Raw genomic sequence first — 24,620 nt, forward strand, 5'->3', positions numbered from 1 at the left:
CGGACCCGGACGCCCTGCCGTCAGCGCTCGAACTTGGTCGACAGCACGATCGACGAGGTGGTGCGCTCCACGCCTTCGAGCGCGCCGATGCGGTCGGTCAGCAGGTCCATGTCGCCCACGGTCGGCACCGCGCCGATGGCGATCAGGTCGTGGCTGCCGCTGACCGAATGCAGCACCCGCAGTTCCGGCATCGCCCTCAGGGAGGCGACCACCGAGGTCATCTGCTTGGGGTGCACGGCAATCATGATGTGCGCGCGCAGGTGGCTGCGGTCGTACTCATCGTGCACGCGCACGGTGTAGCCGCTGATCACGCCTTCGCGCTCCAGCCGCTCGATGCGGCTCTGCACCGTGGTCCGTGACAGGTTCAGCCGGCGCGCGATCTGGGCGGTAGAGGCCCGTGCGTTCTCACGGAGCATTGAGAGCAGTTGCTGGTCGGCGTCGGTGAGTTTCATGCGGCAGCTTGAGTTTCGTCGAATCGACGAAATATCCTCTAAATCAGCGCAGTTCACAACTGTCAAATGACGAATTATTCCCGATAATAACGGTTTGCCGCTTGCTGCCGGAGGATTTCCATGGCCCTGATCGACCACCTCGCCCCGCTCCGCGCCCACCAGGGCCAGCGCCTGACCCACGGCCTAGACGATGCCGCCATCGAGCGCCTGGCAAAGACCCATCCGGACCTGACCGCCGTCATCGAAGCGGCCGCAGCCGAACATGCCCGCCTGAAGGACGAGTTCGCCGAACTGTTCGACCTGGATGAGGCCGAGCAGCTGCGCGCCGTGCAGGCCGGCTACGTCAACTTCTACGCCGAAGACGCCATCAACCCCTACATCGCGCTCGCCGCGCGCGGCCCGTGGGTCGTCACCCTCAATGGCGCGGTGCTGTACGACGCCGGCGGCTACGGCATGCTCGGCTTCGGCCACACACCGGCCGCCGTGCTGGACGCGATGGCGCGCCCGCAGGTGATGGCCAACATCATGACCCCCAGCCTGTCGCAGCTGCGCTTCGACCGCGCCCTGCGCAAGGAGATCGGCCACACCCGCGGCGGCTGCCCGTTCGCGAAGTTCCTGTGCCTGAACTCCGGCTCCGAGTCCGTCGGCCTGGCCGCGCGCATCGCCGACATCAACAGCAAGCTGATGACCGATCCGGACGGCCGCCACGCCGGCCGCACCATCAAGCGCATCGTGGTGAAGGGCAGCTTCCACGGCCGCACCGAACGCCCGGCGCTGTATTCGGATTCCTCGCGCAAGTCCTACCAGCAGCACCTGGCCAGCTACCGCGGCGAGGATTCGGTCATCGCCATCCCGCCGTACGACGTGGACGCACTGAAGCAGGCGTTCGCCGATGCGGAGGCCAAGGGCTGGTTTGTCGAAGCCGTGTTCCTGGAGCCGGTGATGGGCGAAGGCGACCCGGGCCGCTCGGTGCCGCCGGCGTTCTACGCCGCTGCGCGCGAGCTGACCCGCAGCCACGGCAGCCTGTTCCTGGTGGATTCGATCCAGGCCGGCCTGCGCGCACACGGCGTGCTGTCCATCGTCGACTACCCCGGCTTCGAAGGTCTGGATGCGCCGGACATGGAGACCTACTCCAAGGCGCTGAACGCCGCGCAGTACCCGCTGTCCGTGCTCGCCGTGAACGAGCGCGCCGCCGGCCTGTACCGCAAGGGCGTGTACGGCAACACCATGACCACCAATCCGCGCGCGCTCGACGTGGCCTGCGCCACCCTGGCCCAGCTGACCCCACAGGTGCGCGAGAACATCCGCAAGCGCGGCCTCGAAGCCGTGCAGAAGCTGCAGCAGCTGCAGGTGGAACTCGGCGGCCTGATCACCAACGTGCAGGGCACCGGCCTGCTGTTCTCGTGCGAACTGTCGCCTGCCTTCAAGTGCTACGGCGCCGGCTCCACCGAGGAATGGCTGCGCCAGCAGGGCCTCAACGTCATCCACGGCGGCGCCAACTCGCTGCGCTTCACCCCGCACTTCGCCATCGACGGCGAGGAACTCGACCTGCTGGTCGGCATGGTGGGCAAGGCGCTGCGCGAGGGCCCGCGCATCAGCCAGGCCGCAGCGGCCTGATCGGAAAGCGGACCCCAAAGAGAAGGCGAGCCTCGGCTCGCCTTTTTCTTTCGTAGGGTGGGCCTTGGCCCACCATCCACATGTCGGATCAACGGTGGGCCAGGGCCCACCCTACGGTTGTGCGCTGAAGCGCTCCAGCGATGCCCGGATCAACGCTTTCGCCTCCTTCGCATCGCCGTAGCCATTGAGCTGCACCGGATTGCGACCCTTCGGCAGGTCCTTGTAGATGCGGAAGAACGCCTCGATGCGCTGGCGTTCGATCTCTGGCAGGTCGGCCAGGTCGCGGATGCCGGCGTAGGTCGGGTCGACCTTGTCGGTGGGTACGCCGATGATCTTCTCGTCGTGCTTGCCGTCGTCGAGCATGCGCAGCACGCCGATCGGCCGGAACTTCACCAGCACGCCCGGATGCAGCGGCTCGCGCGTCAGCACCAGCGCGTCCAGTGGATCGCCGTCGCCGGCCAGCGTGCGCGGCATCGAACCGTAGTTGGCGGGATACGCCACCGGCATCGACTGGAAGCGGTCCACGAAGACCAGCCCTTCGTCGTTGATCTCGTACTTGGTGAAACTGCCCGCGGGAATCTCCACGGCCAAAAGCACTTCCTCCGGCGCGGCCTTGGGCTGCTGGGCGAGGAACGGATGGCGGATGTGGGCTTCGCGCGCGAGGGCGTTCCCCGCGCAAAGGGCGAGCAGGAACATCAGACAGACACGACGCATGGCAGGCCTCGTTGTAGGAGGGGCTTCAGCCCCGACAGAATGGATTCGGAAAAACTCGGCAGTCGGGGCTGGCTTTCAACAGCCGAACGGCTGGTCAGCCCCTCCTACATGAGTCGCATCATTCCCAGCACCGGTCGGCGCGGCCCTTCAGGGTCTCTGCGCGGATGCACGTACGTTCTTCGATGCGGCCTTCCGCGTGCTCGACAAGCTGCTTGCCCGCCACCCCACCATCGACGAGATCGAAGGCATCGTAGAGGCGGCCCGTCGCCGTGCGCGCCTCGTAGCGCAGGCGCGGACCGTCGAAGCGCAGCACCTGGAAAAGCTGGGTGTCCTCGGCGACGGGCCGCATCGTCTTGCGTGCCTCGTCGGAGAGCCGGTACTGCTTGGCGCCGGTGACGGACACGACGAACACCGGCGTCGGCGCTTCGTTCTTCAGGCGACCGTAGACGTGATCGTGTCCCTGCAGCACCAGGTCGACCTTGCGTTTGCGGATCACCGGCAGCAGGTGCTGGCGCAGCAGCACGTTGTCGCGGCCTTCGCGCGGGGAGAAGAACGGCTGGTGCGTCAGCACGATGCTCCAGCGCTTCGGATTGCTGGCAAGGACGCCATCCAGCCATGCCGCCTGCGTCTTCGCTGTCCCGAGATCCAGTGCCGACGTACCGTCGATCACCACCACGCGCACGTCCTGGTAGTCGAACCAGTAGGTCGTGCGCTTCGCCTGCGCCACGCCGTTGCCCGGCAGCGCGAACGTCACCGGCCAGTGGGCGCCCAGTACGCGGCGTTCCTGCGGCATGTCCTCGAACTCCTCGAAGTACTCGTGGTTGCCCGGCGCCGGCGCGACCACCAGCGAGGTCGGCAGCACTTCGTTCGCTTCGAACCACTCGCCCCACTCGTTGTCGTCTTCGCCATCGCCGCCGCTGACCAGGTCCCCGGCGAACAGGGCCAGGCGCGCATCCGGCGCCGCCCGCATCGCTTCGCGCACGACCCGCGTGGTCAGGCTGACGTTCTTGTTCTGGGTATCGCCGAAGTACAGCAGCGTCAGCGGCGAGCCCGTCGTCGCGGCCGTGCGGGTGTGGTGCCAGGCGCTCCAGGTGCGGTCGCCCTGCACGCGCCAGGCGTACAGCGTGTCGGCCTGCAAGCCGTCGACGTCCGCGCGATGATGGTGCGCATCGCCGTTCTCGGTCTTCAGTGGGATACTGGTCGCGGTGATCCGGCGTGGCTCACCCATGTCGGGCGAATCGCCCGCGACAACGATCTCCAGCTGCGGCGCGCTGACACGCGCATCCGTGCGCCACGCGACCGAGAAACCGTTGGCCGCGTCCTGCGCGGGCGATACCACGATGCGATCCGGGAACCCGCTGGGTGCATAGCGCACCACGCCCTTCGGCACGCGTGTGTTCGGTTCGGGCTGACGCGTCGTCGCTGCCTGCGCGAGCGTCGCCGCGCAGTTCCCCAGCAACAGCACGGCCAGCACCCACTTCATCCCCGCATCCCCTGCCCGCTTCATTCGGCGCGGCACTCCGGCAGCGATAGCGCCTTGGCGATGTCGCGCCAGTCGAACGCCGCCACCGCCTGGTCGTCGTCGACGGCGTAGAACGCGCCCTGCGGGAAGCGTGCGTCGGCGCTCTGGTCCAGCCATACGCCGTCGGTGTTCGCGGTCTTGTTGCCGGCGAATGCACCCTTGTACGCCAGCGTCGTGCGATCGAACACGTGGAACACGCTGCGGTCCTTGAACTGATCGGTGGCGATCCAGTAGCCGGCGCCGCCCGTGCACTGCGCCAGCGCCATGCCCTCGGCTTGCGCCTTGAACAGGTCCGCGCCGATGTCGCGGCCGCGATAGGTGCCATCCAGCCCGTACTCGCGCAGGCGCGTGCCGACGGCGACATCCTCTTCCGCCAGCAGCAGACGGTCGTTCGCCGCATCGCCGAACACGGACTCCGCGATGCGGATCGCGCCCTTCTCGCCCGTGTCGCCGAACGTGCCGGCCAGGTTGGCCTTCCAGCCGCCTTCCACGCGCTGCAGGTGGTAACGCTTGAAGCGCTGGCCCAGCTCGGCCAGCGGTGGCGGCGCGTCTTCGTTCTGCGGCGACATGTAGTTGTCGCTGACGATCACCTCGTAAGCATCCTTCTGCGGGCGCACCCACAGGCCGTACGGCTGCTTCAGGTCTTCCGCGCCGAAAACGAGCAGCGGCTTGAAGTCGGGCAACTGGAAGACCTGCACGCGCCGGTTGTCGCGCTCGACCACCAGCACGAGGTCGTCGATCACCGCGATCCCGTTCGGCCGCTGCATCTGGCCCAGCTCGCTGCCCGGACCGGAGACCGTGCGCAGTTGCTTGCCGGTGCTTCCGTCGTAGACGACCAGGCGGTGCGTGTCCTTGGCGGTGGCGATCAGCCAGCGTGTACCGTCTCCCGCGCGCCAGCTGGCCGGCGAATCGACGTTCTCGGCGGGCGTCGCCGCCGTGATGAAAGCTTCCGGCACGACGACGTGCGCGACCTTCGCTTCGCCGAGCAGCGGGTCCTTCTCGACGTTCTCGTCGGGCTCCTTCTCGCGCACCTGCGCACTGGTTTCCGCAGAAGATGCGGCCGGCGTGGCGGGCTTTCCGCCGCATGCGGCGATCAGGAGCGGAACGGCAAGCAAGGCAAGGCGTGGTTTCACTGGTTTCCCCATGACATGACGGCGTCAACAAACGGTCATGTTCTACGCAGGCTTCGTGACGCTTTCGTGTCAACGGACGACACGCGGATACCTGTCATGCGACGGGAACCTGCGTGTCATGTTGCCGCCATGTGACGTGCTTACAAAGTGCCGTTTACTTTCGTCACGGGGACGACACACGATGAAACGCAATGCCTTGGCCGCCTCGCTCTCGCAGGTGCTGTTCTGCGCTGCCCTGCTGCCGGCCAGCTTCGCCGCCACTGCCCAGAACCAAGCGCCGGATGCCGGTGCCGCGGGCGACCCCAAGCAACTGGACACCGTGGTGGTGCAAGGCGAAATCGCCTACCGCGACCGCACAGATGACATCGCGCCCACTCTGGTCTACGACCTGGAGTACTTCCAGCGCTTCGAGCCGAACACCGTCGGCGATATGCTCAAGCGTGTGCCCGGCGTCGGCTTCGTCGGATCGGACATCATGGAATACGACGGCGTGCAGCTGCGTGGCCTGGGCGGCGGCTATACCCAGGTGCTGATCAACGGGAAGAAGGTGCCGGGTGCCGGCGACGACCGCTCGTTCTACGTCGACCGCATCCCGGCGGAGATGGTGGACCACATCGAGATCAAGCGCAGCGCCAGCGCAAACCGCAGCGGCGATGCGATGGCCGGCGCGATCAACATCGTGCTGCGCGACGCGTACGAATTCACCGGTAGCTACATCCGTGTCGGCGTGAATCGCTGGGACGATGGCGAGGTCAACCCGACCTTCGGTGCCGTGACATCGTTCGAGGCGCTCGGGGGCCGCCTGTTGGCGGGCATCAACGTGCAGGACCGGTATCGCGCCAAGACCAAGCGCTCCGACCGCTTCACCGACAACACCCAGGAGGAGAAGGTCAGCTGGGAAGACCAGACCGAGGTGAAGGACGGCCGCGACTACTCGGCCAACCTGTCCTACACCGCCGACGTCGGCGAGACCGGCCGCTTCAGCATCGATGGCTTCTACGTCAAGACCGATCGCGACGTCACCGAAGTGTCGTTCGAGGAGGAACTGGACGACGACGAGACCGTCAACCTGCGCGTACCCGGCCGTGACCCGTACGACCAGAAGAACTACGGCATCGGCGCCGAGTACAAGTTCGACATGGCAGGCGGCACCACCGCCGTGAGCGTTGACTACGCCCGTTTCGAGAACTCGCAGGCCACCACGGAAGGCGAACACGTCTACGTGAGCGGCGCGGAGAACTGGGACGACACCTGGAGCATCCCTGCGGATGCAGAGTGGGACGAAACCGTCTACGAAGCCGAATCCGTGACCGCAAAGGATTCCGAGACCGGCTTCCGCCTGACCCACGCGCGTCCGCTGGGCGGCGCCGAACTGGAGTTCGGCGTGGACTACCGCACCAAGAAGCGCGAAGGCCTGCTCGTGAGCTACGAGTGGGAGGCCGAGGATGAGGACGAGACCCCGGCGTCCCTGGCCGATTACGCGCTGGACGGCAGCGTGGCCTCGGTGATCGAAGAAAAGCGGCTGGATCCGTACATCATGCTCAGCGGCAAGGGCGATGCCTTCTCGTGGGAAGCCGGCCTGCGTTACGAGACCACCAAGTCCGAGGTGGAGTACCTCGAGGACGATGAAAGCGAAGGTCGCGTCAGCAAGGACTACAACGAGCTGCTTCCGTCAGTGAACCTGCGCTGGAACCTGGGAGACGCGGACCGCGTCAGCCTGTCGCTGGCCAGGACCATCAAGCGTCCCAACTTCAACGAGTTGCTGCCGGCCCTGCTGGACGGCGAGTTCGGCGACAACGACTACATCGGCAACCCGGAACTGGATCCGGAAACCGCCAACGGACTGGACCTCGGTTTCGAACACCGCCTTGGCCGCAAGGGCGTGGTCGGCCTGAATTTCTTCTATCGCGACGTCAAGGATCTCATCGAGATCGTCAACACCGGCGAGCCCAGCGAAGAGATGCAGGACACCTGGGAAGAGATGATCGAGGACGGCGACGCCGTCGACCTGGCCGATGCGATGGCGCAGGAACCGGCGGAAAGCTGGCTGTACACCTCGTCCAATGTCGGTGACGGCAAGGTCTACGGCTTCGAGTTCGATGTGTCCACGCCGCTGTCGGCGATCGGCCTGGAGAACACCGGCATCTTCGCCAACTATTCGTGGGTGAAGTCCAAGGTGGACGACTTCCTGGGCGAACGCCGCTTCAACGACCAGGCCAAGTCCGTCTACAACATCGGCTTCATCCATGACATCCCGGCGTGGGGCGCAAGCTTCGGCGCCACCTATCGCAAGCAGGGCGACGCCTACGCTCGCGTGCTGGGAGAGGAAGCCCTCATCCGCTACGGCGGCGAACTGGACGTGTTCGTCGAGAAGCGCTTCGGCACGAATGTCTCCGTGCGCCTGAGCGCCAACAACCTGCTGGATGCCAGCAAGGACGAGTACTTCGACAAGTTCAACACCCTGCAGGACCAGATCGACCGCGACTACGACGAATACGAACTGGAAACCGAAGAGGCCGGGCCGAGCTACCAATTGGTCATGCGCTGGGCGTTCTGATCGGCGGCATCGCCACGGTCCATGCGGAAAGCCGGCGTATGCCGGCTTTCCGCTTTGTGGGACCAGCGGGTTTGATGCAGACTTCCAGCTTCTCCTGCTGCCCTGCCCCGCCATGAAGACCGTAGAAGTCCGCCACCCCCTCGTCCAGCACAAGATCGGCCTGCTGCGGAACGCCGGTCTCAACACCAAGGATTTCCGCGAACTGGTGACCGAGCTGGGCACGCTGCTGGCCTATGAGGCCACGGCCGATCTGGAACTGACCACCGAGACCATGGCGGGCTGGGCAGGTCCGGTGCAGGTGAAGAAGATCGCCGGGGCGAAGATCACCCTGGTGCCCATCCTGCGCGCCGGCCTGGGCATGCTGCCCGGCGTGCTGGCGCTGATCCCCACCGCGCGCGTCAGCGTGGTCGGCCTGCAGCGCGACGAGGAGACACTGCAGCCCGTGCCCTACTTCGAGAAGCTGACCGGACGGCTGGAAGAACGCGACGCGCTGATCCTGGACCCGATGCTGGCCACCGGCGGCACGCTGATCGCCACCATCGACATGCTGAAGCGGGCGGGCGCGAAGCGGATCAAGGGCATCTTCCTGGTGGCCGCGCCAGAAGGGCTCAAGGCACTGGAAGCGGCCCACCCCGACGTGGACGTCTACACCGCCGCCATCGACGAGCGCCTCAATGACAAGGGCTACATCCTGCCGGGCTTGGGAGACGCGGGGGATCGTATTTTTGGGACGCGGGTGGGGTAACGCAACTCCCTTCTCCCATCGGGAAAAGGCGCCAGCAAAGCCTGCCCCGTACTTGATACGGGGGCGGACGAGGGTACGGCGAAGTTAGCGACATTCGAACCATCACGGACTCCGCCACACCCTCACCCTTCTCCCGCTGGAGAGGGGCTCAAATCTCAAGCCACCAGCATCCGCGCGTGCAACTCCGGGACTTCATGCGCGGTGCCGAACTTGCCCTTCTCGTCGCGAGTCACCTGCGCCAGGGCGCAGCCCGGGTCGTGGGTGAAGAACAGGCGGACGTTGCGGACCAGCTTGTCTTCCAGGAAGGCGCGCTTCTCATCGATCAGCAGCTCGGCGTTGCGGTCGTAACCCATGGTGATGGGCACGTGTACCCAGGACCGGCCGGGAATCAGGTCGGCGCAGAACACCACGCCACCATGGGGCTGATCGTCCATGCGCTCCGGACCGACGATCTCGGCCAGCATCAGGCCCGGCGTATGGCCATCGCTGAAGCTGAAGCGGACGGTGTCGCCGAGCGCCACGGAATACTCGCCGGAAACGAGTTCCAGCCGACCACTGGCTTCCAGCAATGGCTGCAGGTCCGGGATGAAGCTGGCGCGATCACGCGGATGCGGCTTCAGTGCGCGCTGCCAGTGCTCGGCACCGACCACGAAGGTGGCGTTGGGGAACAACAGTTCCTGCGCATGACCGTCCTGCCACGGCGCCAGCAGGCCGCCGGCATGATCGAAGTGCAGGTGGCTGAGCACCACCACGTCGATGTCCTCGTGCGAGAAACCGGCGTCGCGGAGCGAATCCAGCAGCACGTGACGCTCTTCCTGCACGCCGAAGCGCACGCGCATCTTCGGCTCGAAGAAGGCCCCGATCCCGGTCTCGAACAACACCGTCTTGCCGTTCAGCGGCTGCGCCAGCAGCGCGCGGCACGCCAGCTCGATGCGGTTCTCCGCATCGGGCGGTGACCACTTCTCCCACATGGCGCGCGGCGCGTTGCCGAACATCGCGCCGCCATCGAGTTTCTGGGAATTGCCCAGCAGCGACCAAAGTTTCATGCGGCGATTCTACGCCCCGATTTGCTCCCTGTAGGAGCGACGTAAGTCGCGACCGCAAGGCTTGCAGACACGTGACGAGTGGCGCGTGCCGTTCAGACAGTCGCCCGACGCGCCGGGGCCGGGGCCTCGAAGCAGCGGTCGCGACTCACGTCGCTCCTACAGAGGGGCCAAGCCCTTTCAGGGCTTCGCAGCGGATTCCACCACCTTCGCCGCGCCCACCGGATTGCGCGGATCGCTGCCGCCACTCAACACGTTGGCCGCCTTGTCCCACTCCACCGTCTGCAAGTTGCCCCACACATGGCTCGAACCGCGACCACCCTGCGCACTGTTGCCGGGCACCTTGAATTTGTGACCCATGGCTTCCAGCTTCTGTTGCGACGCAGGACTCAGCGCGTTGGTCTCCATCTCGATGAGATCCGGCATCCACTGGTGGTGGAAGCGCGGCAACGCGGCGACCGGCTGCGCATCCAGGCCCGCGTCGTAGCCCAGCACGCCCAGCAGCACCATGGTGATGATGCGGCTGCCGCCGGGTGTACCGAGCACCGCCACTTTTTCCGGCGACTCCATGAAAGTGGGCGTCATCGAGCTGAGCATGCGCTTTCCTGCCTGGGGCGCATTGGCTTCATAGCCCATCACGCCGAACGCATTCGGCGTGCCGGGCTTGAGCGCGAAATCATCCATCTCGTTGTTCAGCAGCACGCCCGTTCCCGGCGGCACCAGGCCCGAGCCATACAGCAGGTTCACCGTCTGCGTGCCGGCAACGCGGTTGCCTTCGGCATCGATGATCGAGAAGTGCGTGGTTTCCTCGTCTTCCAGCGGGGTCTGCTGGCCGGAGAGCTGGTCGCTGGGCGTTGCTTTCTGCGGATTGATCGTCGCGCGCAGGCCGGCGGCGTAGTACGGGTTGGTCAGCGTCTTCAGCGGAATTTCGACGAAGTCCGGATCGCCCAGGTAGAAGGTGCGGTCGCGGAACGCACGACGCATCGCCTCCACGATCAGGTGCGTGCGTTGCGCCTCGTCCAGGCTGCGTAGATCGTAGGCATCGAGGATCTGCAGCATCTGCGCCAATGCCACGCCACCGGACGATGGCGGCGGCGCGGTGGTCACCTGCCAGTCGTTGTACTTGAAGGTCAACGGCTCGCGCTCACGCACGGTGTAGCCGGCCAGTTCCTTCGCCGTCCACTGGCCACCTTCGGCCTTCACCCCGGCCAGCAGCAGCTTCGCGGTCTCGCCGCGGTAGAAGCCGTCGAAGCCCTGCGCGGCCAGGCGTTCCAGCGTGCGCGCCAGGTCCGGCTGCCTGAACGTGTCGCCTTCCTTGATCGGCTGGCCATTGGCGAGGAACACCGAACGCGTGCCCTTGTACCGTTCCATCACGTCGCGGCGTGCCTGATAGCCCCGCGCCATCCGCGCGTACACCGGGAAACCGTCGCGGGCCACGCGGATCGCAGGCTTCAGCGAGGTCGCCAGGGGCAGCTTGCCGTACCTCTCGGCCAGATGGACGAAGGCCGCCGGCAGGCCGGGAATACCCGCCGCCCAGGGACCGTTCTCGGCACGGTCGCGGTTGAACTCCCCATTGGGCAACAGGTACTTGTCAGGCGTGGCCGCGGCGGGTGCGGTCTCGCGCGCATCCACGAAGGTCTGCTTGCCGGTCTTGCCGTCATGCAACAGGAAGAAGCCGCCACCGCCCAGCCCGGAACTGATCGGCTCAACCACCGACAGCGTCGACGACACCGCGATGGCGGCGTCGAAGGCATTGCCACCCTGCGCGATGACATCAAGGCCGGCCTGCGTGGCAAGCGCGTGCGCGCTGGCGATGGCGACACCGGGCGGATGCGGCGAGGCGGCGGGACGGACAGCATCGGCAGCCAGTGCGGCCGGCACGAACGCAACGAACAACAACAGGGCGAACAGACGACGCTGGATCACGATCTCTCCTGGACGATAACCGGCACGGAGCGCTGCCGTGTGGCGGATCAGCCGGCCTGCAGCCGGAGCATCTTCGCCAACAGTGCTTCGTGGGTCTCAGGATACGCCGGATCGGGATCGATGCACTCTACGGGGCACACGACGACACATTGCGGTTCGTCATGATGGCCGACGCATTCGGTACAGCGCGCCGGATCGATCACATAGATCGTCTCGCCCATCGAGATGGCCTGGTTGGGACAGGCCGGCTCGCAGACATCGCAGTTGACGCAGAGTTCGTTGATCTTGAGGGACATGTTCTTTCGTCATTCCCGCGACAGCGGGGATGACCTTTTCACCAGGGCGTGGCCGCCGGAGCGGCCACGCCTGGAAAGGTCACTTGGCTTCGACGAACACGTACTCGGCGCTGCTCGGGGCCACGGCCGCCTTCACGCGCTCGCTGTCCTCCGCCTTGCCGATGAAGAGGATGCGCACGCCCTTGAAGGTGTCGGCTTCCACGCCTTCGAACGCGGCCACGGCCAGGTCGGCGATCTTGACGCTGGACGGCGAACCGAACGCGATCAGGTTGCCGCTGGTCACGCCACGCGCCACGGCGCCCTTGGCCTGTTCCAGCTGGCGGCCGTACTTGGCCTCGAACTCCGGATCGGTCTCGGCCGGCAGGTAGTACACGTAAGGCGTGTTGGTGATCGTGCCCATGTTGGCGTCGACCACCTTGCTCAGGTACTCCTTCCACGCACCGTCTTCGGTCGTGGTCGGGGCGACCAGCGCGACTTCGGCCGGCTGGGCCGGCGCTTCTTCCTGCTTCTTGCACGCCGCGAACGGCAGCACGAGGCAGGCGGTGAGCAGCATGCGGGTTGCGATGTTCTTCATGGGTGTTCCCCCTCCTGTTGGATCTGTTGTCGGAATCGCGGCGCGCTCAGGCGCCCTGTCTTTGCTTTTGCCATTGTGCCTTCAGCGCCGCGACCACGGCCGGCGGCACGAAGCCGGACACGTCGCCGCCGAGCCGGGCGATCTCGCGCACCAGCGACGACGAGATGAAGCCGTACTGCTCGGCCGGGGTCAGGAACAACGTCTCGACCTCCGGGATCAGGTGGCGGTTCATGCTGGCCAGCTGGAACTCGTATTCGAAGTCGGACACCGCTCGCAGGCCACGCAGCAATACGCCGCCGCCCACCTCCGTGACGAAGTGCGCGAGCAGGCCGTCGAAGCCCCGCACTTCCACGTGCGGATGCTTGGCCACCGCATCGCGGGCCAGCTCGACGCGCTGCGCCAGCGGCAACGCGGGGCCTTTGCCCGGGCTTTCCGCCACCCCGATGATCACCCGCTCGAACAGCGGCGCGGCGCGGTCGATCAGGTCGATATGGCCATTGGTGATCGGGTCGAACGTGCCGGGATAAACCGCCGTCCGGTTGCGTGCCACAGTCATTCAGTCGTCGCCGGCGAATCGTCGGGGCGAAGTGTAGCAGCGCCCTGCCCTGCGGGGGTCCGGTACACGGCGAAGCGCACGTCCCGGCTGCTGCCCTCCCGGTGCAGGGTCCAGCCGGCCGGCACGCGGGGGGCTGTTCCGACGGGCGATTCGACGTAGATCCACGCGCCCGGCGCCAGATGGTTCCGCAGGCTGTCGATGGCTTGCTCCCACAGGCCATCGGCGAAGGGCGGGTCCAGGAATACCAGGTCGAAGGCGCCCCCACGGCCGCCCAGCCACGCCAGTGCGTCAGCCGCGTGCACCTCGGCCGGTGCGGACAGCTTCGCCACCGCCTCGCGCAGCGCCGCGGCCAGCCCCGGGTCGCGCTCCACCAGCACGGCGTGCGTGGCGCCGCGCGACAGCGCTTCCAGCCCCAGCACGCCGGTACCGGCGAACAGGTCGAGCACACGCGCGCCCGGCAATGCCGGCATCAGCCAGTTGAACAGGGTCTCGCGCACGCGGTCGCTGCTCGGCCGCAGGCCGGGACGGTCCTGCACCGCCAGCTTCGTGCCGCGCCATCGCCCACCGATGATCCGCACCTGGCCGGCGCCGCGCGGCGCGGAGGCAGGTGCTGGGGAGGGACGGCGGGGGCTTCGGGACATCGGGGCGACGGCGACGGAAGGCCCCGCATGATACTTCCCGTGCAGGAGGGGCTTCAGCCCCGACCGCAGGTCAGAACACGCGTCTGGCGTTCAGCGGCGCTTACCAGATCGCGGCGCATCGGTGACAGGATCGCGGTCGGGCTGAAGCCCCTCCTACGGGGCGTCGTGGGTTGAAATCGGCGGACATACCCATACACCGGGACGCATCGGCCGCGCCTGCGGCCCGCATACCGATCCAAGGAGCACGTCCACGATGACCACCGAAACCCGCAAGGAAACACTGGGCTTCCAGGCCGAAGTGAAGCAGCTGCTGCAGCTGATGATCCACTCGCTGTACTCGAACAAGGAGATCTTCCTGCGCGAGCTGGTGTCCAACGCCGCCGACGCCGCCGACAAGCTGCGCTTCGAGGCCCTCAAGGACCCCACCCTGCTGGCCGAAGATCCCATTCTGCGCATCCGCATCGGCTTCGATGCCGAAGCACGTACGGTGACCATCGACGACAACGGCATCGGCATGAGTCGCGATGAGGCCGTCGCCCATCTCGGGACGATCGCGAAGTCCGGCACCGGCGACTTCCTCAAGGCGCTGTCCGGCGACCAGAAGAAGGACGCCAACCTGATCGGCCAGTTCGGCGTGGGTTTCTACAGCGCCTTCATCGTGGCTGACCGCGTGCACGTGTTCAGCCGCCGCGCGGGCCTGCCCGCCAGCGAGGGCGTGCACTGGTCCAGCGCCGGCGAAGGCGATTTCGAAGTCGCCACGGTCGACAAGCCCGAACGCGGCACGCGCATCGTGCTGCACCTGAAGGACGGCGAGGAGGGCTTTGCGGACGGTTGGAAACTTCGCGGCATCATCAAGAAGTACTCCGACCATGTCGGCCTGCCGATCGAGATGCCGAAGGAACACCACGGCGAGGACAAGCCCGCCACGCCCGAATGGGAAGCCGTCAACAAGGCCAGCGCACTGTGGACGCGCGCCAAGTCCGAGATCAAGGACGAGGAATACACCGAGTTCTACAAGCACATCGCCCACGACTTCACCGACCCGGTGGCATGGAGCCACAACAAGGTCGAAGGCAAGCTGGAATACACGTCGCTTCTTTACGTCCCGGGCCGCGCGCCACTCGACCTGTACCACCGCGACGGCGCCAAGGGCCTGAAGCTGTACGTGCAGCGCGTCTTCATCATGGATCAGGCCGAGCAGTTCCTGCCGCTGTACCTGCGCTTCCTGCGCGGCGTGGTGGACTCGTCCGACCTCTCACTCAACGTTTCGCGCGAGATCCTGCAGTCGGGCCCGGTGGTGGATTCGATGCGCTCGGCGCTGACCAAGCGCGCGCTCGACATGCTGGAGAAACTGGCCAAGGACAAGCCGGAAGACTACAAGGCGTTCTGGACCAACTTCGGCCAGGTGCTGAAGGAAGGCCCGGCCGAGGACTACGCCAACCGCGAGAAGATCGCCGGCCTGCTGCGCTTCGCTTCCACGCACGATGCCTCGGGCGCACCCAGCGTATCGCTGGCCGACTACGCCGGTCGCCTGCAGGAAGGCCAGGACAAGCTGTACTACCTCACCGGCGAGTCCTACGCTCAGATCAAGGACAGCCCGCACCTGGAGATCTTCCGCAAGAAGGGCATCGAAGTGCTGCTGCTTACCGACCGCATCGACGAGTGGCTGATGGGCTACCTGACCGAGTTCGACGGCAAGTCCTTCGTCGATGTCGCCCGCGGCGACCTCGATCTGGGCGCGCTGGACAGCGAAGACGAGAAGAAGAAGCAGGAGGAAAGCGCGAAAGCCAAGGAAGCCCTCACCGGCCGCATCAAGGCCGTGCTGGGCCTGGACGTGGCCGACGTGCGCGTCTCGCACCGTTTGACCGATTCCCCGGCAATCCTCGCCATCGGCCAGGGCGATCTGGGCCTGCAGATGCGCCAGTTGCTGGAGGCCAGCGGCCAGGCGGCGCCGGAGAGCAAGCCGGTGTTCGAGTTCAACCCGGAGCACCCGCTGATCGCGAAACTCGATGCCGAGAGCGATGCGAACCGCTTCGCCAGCCTCACGCGCGTGCTGTTCGACCAGGCTGCGCTGGCCGCCGGCGAGAGCCTGAAGGACCCGGCCGGCTACGTGAAGCGACTGAATGCATTGCTGCTGGAACTGTCGGCATGAAGGATTCCTTCTCTCCGCAAGCGGGGAGAAGGTGCCCGCAGGGCGGATGAGGGGCGAACGAAGTGGCGGGAAGTTAGACGTTTCGTGTGCTGAAGAGGCATGTCACTCGACAGGGCATCTGTCATTGCCGCATCACGGCTCCGTCAGCCCCTCACCCGCCTTCGGCACCCTCTCCCCGTAAACGGGGAGAGGGAGAACTCACATGGATGCCGGCGTTACGCGCTTACATCCAGCAAACCGCCCAGCGCCTGTCCTGCCACCTTAAGCACGAACAGGTTCGCGCCGGCCATCGCCTCGTAGGTCAGCATCGCCGCCACATCCTCCACCGGGGCAGCCGGATCAGCAGGCGCCTCGACCACCGTCGCCGACACTCCGCCCATCGCCTCGGCGGACAGCGCCACACCCTGTCGTGCAGCATCCGGCGTGGCCAGGTTGGCGATGTTGTGCGCTGCGGCCTGCATGCCGAGCGAGGCGGCGCGCAGGCCGGACGTAGCGATGCCGGCGATAGGGGTCATGCGATGACTCCACAGGGTTTCCAGCCTCGATATCGGCCGCCGCCGGCCCCACTTTAGCCCAGCGTCCACGGCCGCCCGACAGCCGGGTGGTAGCATGTCGCCCTCTTCGAGATACCCCCTGAAATGATCGGTTTTTTCCGCCGCAAGAAGCCCCAGGACGGCCCGGCCGCCGCCCAGACCCGCCCCAGTACCGAAGAACTCGCCGCCGTCTTTCCACGCGCGCCGGGCGAACCACTGCCGGCGGACGCAATCCCTGCTTCCACTCCCGTGGCGGACGAAGCGGTGCCGGAGGCGGATGCGCCCCGGAACGATGCCAGCCCGCTGCCCGAACCCGCCGCCGCTGCGCCAGGAGCGGAGGAGCCGGAGCCCGTCGATGCCGCGCCCGCGGCGCCGGCCGGCAAGTCGGGCTGGCGCGACCGCCTGCGCCGCACCAGCGCCGCATTGGGATTGGCCGGCCTGTTCACGCGCAACCCGCGCCTGGACGACGATCTGCTGGACGAGATCGAAACCGCGTTGCTGACCGCCGACGTGGGCGTTCCCGCCACGACCGCGATCATCGAAGACCTGCGCAAGCGGATGAAGGAACGCGAGTTCGCCGATGCGCAGGCACTGCTGAAGGCACTGCGCGCGGACCTGATCGCGCTCATCGCGCCGGTCGCCCGGCCCCTGGTGATCGACGCCAGCCGCAAGCCGTTCGTCGTGCTGACCATTGGCGTCAACGGCGTAGGCAAGACCACCACTATCGGCAAGCTCGCGCGCCGCTTCAAGCAGGATGGCCACAGCCTGATGCTGGCGGCCGGCGACACGTTCCGCGCCGCCGCCGTGGCCCAGCTGCAGACATGGGGCGAACGCAACGGCGTACCGGTTGTCGCGCAGGGGCAGGATGCGGATCCGGCGTCGGTTGCCTTCGACGCGCTCCAGTCGGCCAGGTCGCGCGGCTTCGACGTGCTGATCGCCGATACTGCGGGCCGCCTGCATACGCAGACCGGCCTGATGAGCGAACTGGGCAAGATCCGCCGGGTGCTCGGCAAGATCGACGACACCGCGCCGCACGAAGTGCTGATGGTCATCGACGGCACCACCGGCCAGAACGCGCTTTCGCAGTTGCGCCAGTTCCACGCCGCGGTCGGCGTCACCGGGCTGGTGGTCACCAAGCTCGACGGCACGGCCAAGGGCGGCGTGGTGTTCGCGCTGGCGCGCGAGTTCGGCATCCCGATCCGCTATGCCGGCATCGGTGAGCGCCTGGAAGACCTGCGCGTGTTCGATGCGGAAGCCTTCGTCGATGCACTGCTGCCGGAAGCGCTGGGTGCCGGCTGACATCAGGGCCACCGCTGTCGTGGGAGCGACGTCAGTCGTGATCGACCACCGCGATGGCGTCATCTCGACTGACGTCGCTCACACGGGTCGTCCCGCGTGAGCAGGGCCATCCCCTTTGCCCATCGCCTGCTGGCCTGGTTCGACCGGCACGGCCGCCACGACCTGCCGTGGCAGCATCCACGCACGCCGTACCGTGTGTGGTTGTCAGAAATCATGCTGCAGCAGACGCAGGTAGCCACGGTCGTTCCGTACTTCCTGCGCTTCGTCGAGCGTTTTCCCACCCTGCCCGACCTGGCCGCCGCTTCCACCGATGACGTGATGGCGCACTGGGCAGGACTGGGCTACTACGCCCGCGCCCGCAACCTGCATGCGGCGGCGAAGGCATGTGTCGCGCAGCATGGCGGCGATCTGCCACGCGATTTCGACGCGCTGCATGCACTGCCCGGCATCGGACGCAGCACGGCGGGCGCCATCCTGGCGCAGGCGTGGAACGACCGCTTTCCCATCCTCGATGGCAACGTCAAGCGTGTACTGGCGCGCTTCCACGGCATCGCCGGCTGGCCCGGTTTGCCAGCGGTGGAAAAGCGATTGTGGGCGCTGGCGGAAACGCACCTGCACGATGTGCCCGACGGCCGCCTGGCCGACTACACGCAGGCGCAGATGGATTTCGGTGCCACGCTGTGCGCGCGCGCGAAGCCGGCCTGCGTGGTGTGCCCGCAACAGGACGGCTGCGTGGCGCGCCGTGATGGTCTGGTGGACGTGCTGCCCACCTCCAGGCCCTCGAAGACGCTGCCGGAGCGGGAGGCCGTGGCGTTGTGGCTCGAGAACGCCGATGGCGAGATCCTGCTGCAGCGCCGCCCGGAGACCGGTATCTGGGCCTCGCTGTGGACCTTGCCGCAGGCGGACACCGACGCGGGCATGCGCGACTGGTTCGCGCACGAAGTGCAGGGGCATTACGACAGCGCCGAGGAGCTGCCGGTGGTGGTGCACACCTTCAGCCACTACCGCCTGCACCTGCAACCGCTGCGCGTACGCAGGGTCGCCCTGCGTGGCAGGGTGCGCGACAATGACGATCTGCGATGGGTCGCTCGCGGCGAACTCGCGAAGCTGGGCCTGCCCGCGCCGATCCGCAAACTGCTGGGAAACTGAATGATGTCGCGCACCGTCTACTGCCAGTACGAACACCGCGACGTGGAGGGACTGGATTTCGTGCCCTACCCCGGCGAGTTGGGCAAGCGCATCTTCGCGCACATCGGCAAACCGGCGTGGGCTGCATGGCTGGCGCACCAGACCATGCTGATCAACGAGAACCGGCTGTCCCCGCGCGATCCCAAGCATCGCGCGTTCCTTGAAGTGGAACTGGAGAAGTTCCTGTTCGGCGGCGGCGCGGACAAACCGGCCGGATACGTGCCGGAATCCTGAACTGCGCGACGCGTGCTGCCCCGCCGGAACAGACAGGTCCGGCAACAGGCCGTGCTCTGGAAAGCGTGGGGCTTCCCCGCACGATCAACGCTTTCCAGCCTCCCGCTCCACGGCCGCGGCTTCGCGCAACTCCTTCTGGCTGGCGCGCAGGGCCTTGACGTCCAACGACCTGATGGTCTCGATGCGGCAGGGAATATTGATGCTGGAGGTGCCGGCACCCAAGGGGATCACGTCATCGAACTTTGCCGACACCCGACCGCCGAACTGGGTCACGGAGATGGCGGTGGCGTAGTCCAGGTCCTGGCAGGGACCGGACAGCTCCAGCAGATACCCTTCGCTGGGCTTGGTCCAGACGGCGAGCGCGCCGTCGCCAAGCGGCGTCCAGCCATTGAGCCTGCCGAAATACTTGAAGTCCTTGACCGGCTCTCCGGCATGCCCGCGGTAGAAGGCGAGCTTTTCGGCATCGGTCTGCCGGCCGTCGGTCGCGCAGGCGGCCAGACCGGACGCGATCAGCAGGGCGAAGGGAATCAGACGTTTCATGGTCGTTCTCTGTCGGCGCGTTGAGGGGGCGCACTCCCGTGGATGCATGATGCCTCCGCCCGGCGCAGCCTGCGGCGGCCGCGCGACCCGCCATTCAGGGGCTGTCCGGCTTGCCATTGCCCCGACCGGTCCGTATCATTGCCGCTCTTCGCGCCGGCACTGCCGTACCGCGACAGATCCTGGCCTGGTAGCTCAGTTGGTAGAGCAGCGGATTGAAAATCCGCGTGTCGGTGGTTCGAATCCGCCCCGGGCCACCACTCATTCCGAAGGGCCTGCCGCAAGGCAGGCCCTTTTGTTTTGCCTGCGCCCAGGGCCGCGCCGATGCGCCCGGCCCCGTCCCCTCATCGCGTTACTCCGCAGCGGCCGCTTCCCTGCCCTGCTGGCGGATGATCGCTTCCTGCCGCGCGTCCTCGATGGCATGCCGCACGCTGTCCACATCCACGCGCGAGGCATCGTGGGTAAACAGCCCCGTCAGCTCCGTGTCCGGGTGCAGGGTGCCGGCTTCGTACAGCGCCCACATCTCCTCGCCGTACCAGGTGTCCAGCAGTTCCGGCGCATAACGGCCCAGGCGCGCCGTCAGGGCGTTGACGTCGCGCAGCAGCAGTCGACGGCTGGCGTTGTTGCCGGCGGCACTGACCACCTGCGGGAAATCGATGATCACCGGGCCTTCCCCGCCCACCAGCACGATGTATTCCGACAGGTCCCCGTGGATCAGGCCGGCACACAGCATCTTGACCACCTCGCGCACCAGGAAACGGTGGAAGTCGCGCGCCTGCTCCGGGGTCAGGTCCACTTCGCCCAGACGGGGCGCGGAGTGGCCGCTGGCATCGGCGACAAGCTCCATCACCAGCACGCCATGCACATAACCGAACGGTTCTGGCACGCGCACGCCGGCATCACGCAGCTGGTACAGGGCGTCGACTTCGGCGTTCTTCCATGCCACTTCCTGCTGCTTGCGCCCGTAGCGCGTGGCCTTGCCCATCGCGCGCGCCTCGCGGCTGCCGCGGACCTTGCGCCCTTCCTGGTACAGCGTGCGCTGCTGGAAACTGCGCTGCGCCATGTCCTTGTAGACCTTGGCGCAGCGGACTTCGCCTCCCGCATCCACCACATAGACAGAGGCTTCCTTGCCGCTTTTCAGCGGCCGCAGCACGCGGTCGATCACACCATCATCGATCAGCGCTTGCAGTCCTGGGGGCGTTTTCATGCGGTCCTGGCGGGAAAATGAAGATGAAGAACGAAGATTCGACGCGGGGCGTCCCCGCTATCTTTACACTAGCCGCCCTGAAACGCCGGTGTTCCCATGCCTGAACCCATCCGCCTGGCCAAGCGCGTCGCTGAACTCACCGGCTGTTCGCGCATGGAGGCCGAGCAGTACATCGAAGGGGGCTGGGTCACCGTGGACGGTGAAACGGTGGAGGCGCCGCAACATCCGGTTACCACCGAGCGCGTGGAAATCGACCCGGCAGCCGAACTCACGGCCACCGAGCCAGCCACCCTGCTGCTGCACAAGCCCGAAGGCACTGCCTGGCAGGATACGGCCGTCTTGGCCACCCCGGCCACGCATCTGCTCGAAGACGACAGCGGCGTGCGTCCACTGAAGCGCCATTTCCACCGCTTGACTCCCCTGATGCCATTGGACACCGGGGCCAGCGGACTCATGGTGCTGAGCCAGGATGGCCGCGTATGGCGCCGCCTGACCGAGGACTATGCGGAGATCGAGCAGGAATTCGTGGTGGAGATCCGCGGCAACACCGACCCGTATACCCTCAGCCGCATCGGCCACGTGGCCAGCTACCAGGGCCGGGGGCTGGCGCCCTGCAAGGTCAGCTGGCAGAACGAGGTGCGGCTGCGTTTTGCGATCAAGGACGTGCAGCCGGGCGAGCTGAGCCACCGCTGCCGCGAAGGTGGGCTTGAGGTGGTGTCGATCCGGCGGCTGCGCATCGGCCGGATCGCACTGGCGAAGATGCCGGTGGGCCAGTGGCGCTATCTGCCGGTCGGTGCGCGCTTCTAGGGCACGGCTTTGCCGCATCGGGCGAATCGTGGTTTCGCGGCGCCGCATCGCGCACAACGAGCGCCGCCCTGCCTATCCTGAGCGACCCCACGCTCGCCGCCCCTGTCCATGACGAATGCTCCCTCTCCCTATGCGGTCGGCCAACGCTGGCGCTGCCGTGGTCGCGGCGCAAGGGAGACACCGGTACTGACGATCAATCGCATCGATCCGCACCCGCTGGGCGGCGAGATCCTGCACGTCAGCGTGAGCGAAGCACGCATCCGACATCCCGGCCTGCGCGCAGGCGTCATCACCACCTTCGCCCACCTGCCGATCATCGGTCAGGTGCTGGAACGCAGTGGCGCCGAACTGGTCGGCCAGGGCGCCATCGACCCGGCCTACTTGGAAGGCTACGACCAGTGGAAGCAGGCCTTCGACGCGGGCCAGGCCGGCGCCTACGGCATCAGCCTGGCGGAAATCCTGGACCTGATCGAAGACATGCTGGCCAAACGCAACGACACCGTGGCGCGCTGACGCCGGCGCGCACTCAGGGCGTTGCCGGGCGCGGCTTCGGCTTCGGAATGTCCGCCTTCGGCGCACGCCCGGATCCGATCATCGCCACCGCGCGCATCTCCACCACCGCACCGGGTGCGAGCAGCGCGCTCGTGCCGACCGCACTCCACGCGGGGTAGTTCGCGGGGAAGAACTCGTGGTGGATCGGGGCGAAGCGGGCGAACTCGGCCTGGAAGCTCTGTGGATCAGTCGGGCCGGTGTGGAAAGTCGTCAGTTCAACGACGTCGGCATAGGTGGCGCCGGCCTGTGCCAGCTGCTTGCCCAGCGCCACGAACATGCGACGCACCTTTTCTTCGTACGTCCCCGGGCCGGCGGCGGGAATGCCGGACACGATCACCATGTCGCCCACTTTCACCACGGGCGTGTAGTGCCAGTCGTGGTACGCCGCTTCGTGGCCGGGCGTGGCGAAGTGTTCGCGGGTCGGGGCTTCCTGCGCCGTGGCGTGAAATGCAACAAGCGAAAGAAGCAGGCATGACAGGCGCGGCAACATGGGCGTGACTCCGGCGGAAGTTTTGCAGTCTTGCCCCCGCCGGGGGCCTGCGCCATGTCCCATCCGTCACGCCGCCGGCCCGTCCATCCACGCCGGCCGGCGCGCAGCGATCGCACTTCCTGGAGCCCCCCCCCACAGTCTCCATCGACGCAGCCGTCTACGTCCTTCGTCGCCATGCCTGCCCCGGAAGCCAGACCCAGGAGGGCGATGTTGTTCCTTTGCGCGCAAGGACTAAAGGGACGGCACCCAAAAAGAAAAGCCACCGGGCTGGAGAGTGGCCCGGTGGCTTGGGGGATGCGCGCCGGCCTCTCTCCGGCGCGCACCGCACTCAATGGCCGTTGCCGGCGGCCAGCTTGTCCAGATCGATGCCTTGGTTGCGCAGCGTACGGGTCGCGGCGATCGCATAGAACACAAGGTAAGCGAAGCACGCCACGCCGACGATGAAACTGAAATGGACGCCGACCTTGTCGGCCAGCGCACCCTGGGCAAGGCTGACGAAGCCGCCCCCCATGATCATCATGATCAGCAGGCTGCTGCCCTGGTTGGTGTTGTTGCCCAGCCCGGTGATGGCCAGCGCGAAGATGCACGGCCACATGGTGCTGCAGAACAGGCCGACGCTGATGAAGGCCACCACGCTGGTCCAGCCGGTGGTGAACATGCCGATCAGCAGCGCGGCAATGCCGCAGATGGAGAAGTACAGCAGCATGCGTGCCGGATTGCCCTTGCTGGCCAGGGTCGCGAGGATCATCAACACGATGACGGCGGCATAGCCCAGGAACTGCGAGACGTCATGCTTCATGATGGCGTTGACTGCCAGGAACACAGCGAACGCCACGTACGGCAGCAGCAGCGTCAGCCAGCGCTTCGCGCCCGCTCCCACATTGAACGCACCCGCCGCGCCGCCCCAGCGGCCGATCATCAGGCTGGCCCAGTAGAGCGACACGAATGGGGCGATCTGCGACGTATCCAGGCCCAGACCTTCGGGCGACTCGAGATAGGCCGGCAGGTTGCTGATGGTGGACACCTCCACGCCGACGTAGACGAAGATCGCCAGCATGCCCAATACCAGCTGCGGGTAGCCCAGCGCCGACTTCTTGTGGATCAGCTTGCTGCTGTCCTGGGCTTCGGTCTCGGACAGCTTCTCCAGGTCGATGTGGTTGGGCACCGAGGAGAACTTCAGGAAGATCGCCACCAGGATGAAGGCGACGCCCAGCACCAGGTACGGCGTCTTCACGCTTTCGATGCTGGCTTCGGTGTTGCCGGTCAGCACGCTGCCGAAGATCGCCACGCTTACCAGCAGCGGCCCGATGGTGGTGCCGAAGTTGTTGATGCCGCCCGCCAGGGTCAATCGCTGCGCACCGGTCTTGGGATCACCGATGACGATGGCCAGCGGATTGGCCGCGATCTGCTGCAGCGAGAATCCCAGGCCGACGATGAAGAGGCCCGACAGCATCAGGCTGAACGAACCGGTGTTGGCCGCGGGATAGAACAGCAGCGTGCCCAACGCGGATATCACCAGCCCCAGGCAGATGCCGTTCTTGTAGCCGATCCTGTTGAGCAGATCGAGCCCGATGACCTTGGAAATCGCCACGTAGATCAGCGAGCCGACGGTATACGCCACGTAGAACGCAACGGCGACATACTGGCTCTGCGCCTGCGTCAGGTCGAAGGCCTTCTTGAACACCGGGATCAGGATGTCGTTGCTCGCCGCAACGAAGCCCCAGAAGAAGAACACGGTGATCAGCACGCCGAACTGCGACCATCGGGTGGTTTGTGTGGTCATGGATTGGTATGCCTGCTGGTATGGGATCCGGACGGAACGGCCAGCCTACGGGGCCGCCGCGC

The 24,620-nt window shown here is 66.5% G+C and carries 24 protein-coding genes and 1 tRNA gene; 10 read left to right on the top strand and 15 right to left on the bottom strand.

Features of this window, described 5'->3' with window-relative positions:
* Positions 1-20: 20 nt before the first annotated feature.
* Positions 21-452, bottom strand: a complete 432-nt coding sequence (locus tag ACIPRS_RS03660; protein ID WP_337730336.1) for an Lrp/AsnC family transcriptional regulator — start codon at positions 450-452, stop codon at positions 21-23.
* Between the two features lie 120 nt (positions 453-572).
* Between ACIPRS_RS03660 and ACIPRS_RS03665 the strand changes: the two genes are divergently transcribed.
* Entirely contained in the window at positions 573-2,069 is a 1,497-nt protein-coding gene (locus ACIPRS_RS03665) for an aminotransferase class III-fold pyridoxal phosphate-dependent enzyme (RefSeq protein WP_446537542.1), read from the top strand.
* Between the two features lie 111 nt (positions 2,070-2,180).
* Here ACIPRS_RS03665 and ACIPRS_RS03670 read toward each other — a convergent pair whose 3' ends face one another.
* From ACIPRS_RS03670 to ACIPRS_RS03680, 3 genes are all read right to left on the bottom strand, one after another.
* Positions 2,181-2,765: an inorganic diphosphatase gene (locus ACIPRS_RS03670; RefSeq protein ID WP_446537999.1), complete on the bottom strand. Its 585-nt coding sequence runs from the start codon at positions 2,763-2,765 to the stop codon at positions 2,181-2,183.
* A gap of 136 nt (positions 2,766-2,901) precedes the next feature.
* Positions 2,902-4,266: a metallophosphoesterase gene (locus tag ACIPRS_RS03675; RefSeq protein WP_446537543.1), complete on the bottom strand. Its 1,365-nt coding sequence runs from the start codon at positions 4,264-4,266 to the stop codon at positions 2,902-2,904.
* 20 nt (positions 4,267-4,286) lie between these two features.
* Positions 4,287-5,450: a phytase gene (locus ACIPRS_RS03680; protein WP_446537544.1), complete on the bottom strand. Its 1,164-nt coding sequence runs from the start codon at positions 5,448-5,450 to the stop codon at positions 4,287-4,289.
* 169 nt (positions 5,451-5,619) lie between these two features.
* Between ACIPRS_RS03680 and ACIPRS_RS03685 the strand changes: the two genes are divergently transcribed.
* Together ACIPRS_RS03685 and upp are read left to right on the top strand one after the other, a co-directional pair.
* Entirely contained in the window at positions 5,620-7,995 is a 2,376-nt protein-coding gene (locus ACIPRS_RS03685) for a TonB-dependent receptor plug domain-containing protein (protein WP_446537545.1), read from the top strand.
* Between the two features lie 112 nt (positions 7,996-8,107).
* Positions 8,108-8,740 carry a uracil phosphoribosyltransferase gene (gene upp / locus ACIPRS_RS03690; protein WP_337730340.1) on the top strand — a complete coding sequence of 211 codons (633 nt, stop codon included), beginning with the start codon at positions 8,108-8,110 and terminating at the stop codon, positions 8,738-8,740.
* 155 nt (positions 8,741-8,895) lie between these two features.
* Here the strand turns inward: upp and ACIPRS_RS03695 are convergent, their stop codons facing one another.
* The 6 genes from ACIPRS_RS03695 to rsmD all read right to left on the bottom strand — a co-directional run bounded on the left by ACIPRS_RS03695 (position 8,896) and on the right by rsmD (position 13,776).
* Positions 8,896-9,786: an MBL fold metallo-hydrolase gene (locus ACIPRS_RS03695; protein WP_446537546.1), complete on the bottom strand. Its 891-nt coding sequence runs from the start codon at positions 9,784-9,786 to the stop codon at positions 8,896-8,898.
* Positions 9,787-9,963: 177 nt separating this feature from the next.
* Entirely contained in the window at positions 9,964-11,712 is a 1,749-nt protein-coding gene (ggt, locus tag ACIPRS_RS03700; RefSeq protein WP_446538000.1) for a gamma-glutamyltransferase, read from the bottom strand.
* Between the two features lie 44 nt (positions 11,713-11,756).
* A complete protein-coding gene (locus ACIPRS_RS03705) occupies positions 11,757-12,005 on the bottom strand; it encodes a YfhL family 4Fe-4S dicluster ferredoxin (RefSeq protein ID WP_055940809.1) in 249 nt (82 codons plus the stop codon).
* 79 nt (positions 12,006-12,084) lie between these two features.
* Positions 12,085-12,579, bottom strand: a complete 495-nt coding sequence (locus ACIPRS_RS03710) for a hypothetical protein (RefSeq protein WP_192200514.1) — start codon at positions 12,577-12,579, stop codon at positions 12,085-12,087.
* 46 nt (positions 12,580-12,625) lie between these two features.
* Entirely contained in the window at positions 12,626-13,135 is a 510-nt protein-coding gene (gene coaD, locus ACIPRS_RS03715; RefSeq protein ID WP_192200513.1) for a pantetheine-phosphate adenylyltransferase, read from the bottom strand.
* On the bottom strand, positions 13,132-13,776 hold the full coding sequence (gene rsmD, locus ACIPRS_RS03720) for a 16S rRNA (guanine(966)-N(2))-methyltransferase RsmD (RefSeq protein ID WP_446537547.1): 645 nt from the start codon (positions 13,774-13,776) through the stop codon (positions 13,132-13,134). The genes coaD and rsmD overlap by 4 nt, the downstream gene beginning before the upstream one ends.
* Before the next feature lie 253 nt (positions 13,777-14,029).
* Here rsmD and htpG point away from each other — a divergent pair, with 253 nt between their 5' ends.
* On the top strand, positions 14,030-15,928 hold the full coding sequence (gene htpG / locus ACIPRS_RS03725) for a molecular chaperone HtpG (protein WP_446537548.1): 1,899 nt from the start codon (positions 14,030-14,032) through the stop codon (positions 15,926-15,928).
* A gap of 215 nt (positions 15,929-16,143) precedes the next feature.
* Here the strand turns inward: htpG and ACIPRS_RS03730 are convergent, their stop codons facing one another.
* Positions 16,144-16,443: a hypothetical protein gene (locus tag ACIPRS_RS03730; RefSeq protein ID WP_446537549.1), complete on the bottom strand. Its 300-nt coding sequence runs from the start codon at positions 16,441-16,443 to the stop codon at positions 16,144-16,146.
* Between the two features lie 123 nt (positions 16,444-16,566).
* Between ACIPRS_RS03730 and ftsY the strand changes: the two genes are divergently transcribed.
* From ftsY to ACIPRS_RS03745, 3 genes are all read left to right on the top strand, one after another.
* On the top strand, positions 16,567-17,760 hold the full coding sequence (gene ftsY, locus ACIPRS_RS03735) for a signal recognition particle-docking protein FtsY (RefSeq protein WP_446537550.1): 1,194 nt from the start codon (positions 16,567-16,569) through the stop codon (positions 17,758-17,760).
* 96 nt (positions 17,761-17,856) lie between these two features.
* Positions 17,857-18,909, top strand: coding sequence for an A/G-specific adenine glycosylase (mutY, locus tag ACIPRS_RS03740; RefSeq protein WP_446537551.1), 1,053 nt, complete (start codon positions 17,857-17,859; stop codon positions 18,907-18,909).
* 3 nt (positions 18,910-18,912) lie between these two features.
* A complete protein-coding gene (locus tag ACIPRS_RS03745; RefSeq protein WP_446538001.1) occupies positions 18,913-19,182 on the top strand; it encodes an oxidative damage protection protein in 270 nt (89 codons plus the stop codon).
* 84 nt (positions 19,183-19,266) lie between these two features.
* Here the strand turns inward: ACIPRS_RS03745 and ACIPRS_RS03750 are convergent, their stop codons facing one another.
* A complete protein-coding gene (locus ACIPRS_RS03750; RefSeq protein WP_446537552.1) occupies positions 19,267-19,722 on the bottom strand; it encodes a DUF6491 family protein in 456 nt (151 codons plus the stop codon).
* A 181-nt stretch (positions 19,723-19,903) separates the two neighbouring features.
* Between ACIPRS_RS03750 and ACIPRS_RS03755 the strand changes: the two genes are divergently transcribed.
* Positions 19,904-19,979, top strand: a tRNA-Phe gene (locus ACIPRS_RS03755).
* Between the two features lie 92 nt (positions 19,980-20,071).
* On the opposite strand, the gene ACIPRS_RS03760 is transcribed toward ACIPRS_RS03755, so the two are convergent.
* Entirely contained in the window at positions 20,072-20,926 is an 855-nt protein-coding gene (locus ACIPRS_RS03760) for a PA4780 family RIO1-like protein kinase (RefSeq protein WP_446537553.1), read from the bottom strand.
* Between the two features lie 96 nt (positions 20,927-21,022).
* Between ACIPRS_RS03760 and ACIPRS_RS03765 the strand changes: the two genes are divergently transcribed.
* Both ACIPRS_RS03765 and ACIPRS_RS03770 read left to right on the top strand, forming a co-directional pair.
* Positions 21,023-21,733, top strand: a complete 711-nt coding sequence (locus ACIPRS_RS03765) for an rRNA pseudouridine synthase (RefSeq protein ID WP_446537554.1) — start codon at positions 21,023-21,025, stop codon at positions 21,731-21,733.
* A 108-nt stretch (positions 21,734-21,841) separates the two neighbouring features.
* Positions 21,842-22,246 (top strand): hypothetical protein, encoded by a 405-nt coding sequence (locus ACIPRS_RS03770; RefSeq protein WP_446537555.1) that lies wholly within the window; start codon positions 21,842-21,844, stop codon positions 22,244-22,246.
* Positions 22,247-22,259: 13 nt separating this feature from the next.
* On the opposite strand, the gene ACIPRS_RS03775 is transcribed toward ACIPRS_RS03770, so the two are convergent.
* Together ACIPRS_RS03775 and ACIPRS_RS03780 are read right to left on the bottom strand one after the other, a co-directional pair.
* The gene (locus ACIPRS_RS03775; protein ID WP_446537556.1) at positions 22,260-22,775 is read right to left on the bottom strand and encodes a Rid family hydrolase; all 516 of its coding nucleotides are present in this window, start codon (positions 22,773-22,775) and stop codon (positions 22,260-22,262) included.
* Positions 22,776-23,103: 328 nt separating this feature from the next.
* The gene (locus tag ACIPRS_RS03780; RefSeq protein WP_142123725.1) at positions 23,104-24,558 is read right to left on the bottom strand and encodes an MFS transporter; all 1,455 of its coding nucleotides are present in this window, start codon (positions 24,556-24,558) and stop codon (positions 23,104-23,106) included.
* Positions 24,559-24,620 lie beyond the last annotated feature (62 nt).

It is taken from the genome of Pseudoxanthomonas sp. LARHCG66 (genome assembly GCF_052871755.1).

Coding starts and splice junctions, on each gene's coding strand:
- ACIPRS_RS03660 (WP_337730336.1), bottom strand. CDS start 452: ATGAAACTCACCGACGCCGACCAGCAACTGCTCTCAATGCTCCGTGAG.
- ACIPRS_RS03665 (WP_446537542.1), top strand. CDS start 573: ATGGCCCTGATCGACCACCTCGCCCCGCTCCGCGCCCACCAGGGCCAG.
- ACIPRS_RS03670 (WP_446537999.1), bottom strand. CDS start 2,765: ATGTTCCTGCTCGCCCTTTGCGCGGGGAACGCCCTCGCGCGCGAAGCC.
- ACIPRS_RS03675 (WP_446537543.1), bottom strand. CDS start 4,266: ATGAAGTGGGTGCTGGCCGTGCTGTTGCTGGGGAACTGCGCGGCGACG.
- ACIPRS_RS03680 (WP_446537544.1), bottom strand. CDS start 5,450: ATGGGGAAACCAGTGAAACCACGCCTTGCCTTGCTTGCCGTTCCGCTC.
- ACIPRS_RS03685 (WP_446537545.1), top strand. CDS start 5,620: ATGAAACGCAATGCCTTGGCCGCCTCGCTCTCGCAGGTGCTGTTCTGC.
- upp (WP_337730340.1), top strand. CDS start 8,108: ATGAAGACCGTAGAAGTCCGCCACCCCCTCGTCCAGCACAAGATCGGC.
- ACIPRS_RS03695 (WP_446537546.1), bottom strand. CDS start 9,786: ATGAAACTTTGGTCGCTGCTGGGCAATTCCCAGAAACTCGATGGCGGC.
- ACIPRS_RS03705 (WP_055940809.1), bottom strand. CDS start 12,005: ATGTCCCTCAAGATCAACGAACTCTGCGTCAACTGCGATGTCTGCGAG.
- ACIPRS_RS03710 (WP_192200514.1), bottom strand. CDS start 12,579: ATGAAGAACATCGCAACCCGCATGCTGCTCACCGCCTGCCTCGTGCTG.
- coaD (WP_192200513.1), bottom strand. CDS start 13,135: ATGACTGTGGCACGCAACCGGACGGCGGTTTATCCCGGCACGTTCGAC.
- rsmD (WP_446537547.1), bottom strand. CDS start 13,776: ATGTCCCGAAGCCCCCGCCGTCCCTCCCCAGCACCTGCCTCCGCGCCG.
- htpG (WP_446537548.1), top strand. CDS start 14,030: ATGACCACCGAAACCCGCAAGGAAACACTGGGCTTCCAGGCCGAAGTG.
- ACIPRS_RS03730 (WP_446537549.1), bottom strand. CDS start 16,443: ATGACCCCTATCGCCGGCATCGCTACGTCCGGCCTGCGCGCCGCCTCG.
- ftsY (WP_446537550.1), top strand. CDS start 16,567: ATGATCGGTTTTTTCCGCCGCAAGAAGCCCCAGGACGGCCCGGCCGCC.
- ACIPRS_RS03745 (WP_446538001.1), top strand. CDS start 18,913: ATGTCGCGCACCGTCTACTGCCAGTACGAACACCGCGACGTGGAGGGA.
- ACIPRS_RS03750 (WP_446537552.1), bottom strand. CDS start 19,722: ATGAAACGTCTGATTCCCTTCGCCCTGCTGATCGCGTCCGGTCTGGCC.
- ACIPRS_RS03760 (WP_446537553.1), bottom strand. CDS start 20,926: ATGAAAACGCCCCCAGGACTGCAAGCGCTGATCGATGATGGTGTGATC.
- ACIPRS_RS03765 (WP_446537554.1), top strand. CDS start 21,023: ATGCCTGAACCCATCCGCCTGGCCAAGCGCGTCGCTGAACTCACCGGC.
- ACIPRS_RS03770 (WP_446537555.1), top strand. CDS start 21,842: ATGACGAATGCTCCCTCTCCCTATGCGGTCGGCCAACGCTGGCGCTGC.
- ACIPRS_RS03775 (WP_446537556.1), bottom strand. CDS start 22,775: ATGTTGCCGCGCCTGTCATGCCTGCTTCTTTCGCTTGTTGCATTTCAC.
- ACIPRS_RS03780 (WP_142123725.1), bottom strand. CDS start 24,558: ATGACCACACAAACCACCCGATGGTCGCAGTTCGGCGTGCTGATCACC.